This window comes from Lamprobacter sp. (genome assembly GCF_034860625.1).
GTDB lineage: Bacteria > Pseudomonadota > Gammaproteobacteria > Chromatiales > Chromatiaceae > Lamprobacter.
This window is the reverse complement of sequence record NZ_JAYESN010000778.1, coordinates 1-342: the sequence shown is the minus strand read 5'-3', so window position 1 is coordinate 342 and position 342 is coordinate 1. Positions and strand designations below refer to the sequence as shown.

Sequence of the window (342 nt, the reverse complement as noted above, 5' to 3'; positions counted from 1 at the left end):
ATTGTCGCTGGCTTCCAGTTCGGCCCAGCGCTCGGGCTCAGCATAGTCAAGCAGTTTGACCGTGGGAAACTGAAACTCGACCCGGCAGTCCCAGAGCGCGGCACTGTACTGCGTTGGGCGGAAGCCTCGGTCGGCATCGGCAAGGACCGCCAAGCTCGCCACGGGCACTTGATAGACATCGCGGATTTTATAGTGGTCGGTGAACATCCGCTCGGCAAAGACGGCTTCCGGGTCGCCTTGCACTTCGATATGGATCAGCACCCACACCGGCGTGCCGTCGCGCCGAGTGACGCCAACGAGCTTATCGGCATAACGTCGGGTGGTCTTGGCCTCACGCACGAT

The 342-nt window shown here is 61.4% G+C and carries 1 pseudogene; it reads right to left on the bottom strand.

The features are described 5' to 3' along the window. Positions 1-342 (bottom strand): annotated as a pseudogene (locus VBE63_RS31255) (hypothetical protein); the annotation flags it as partial.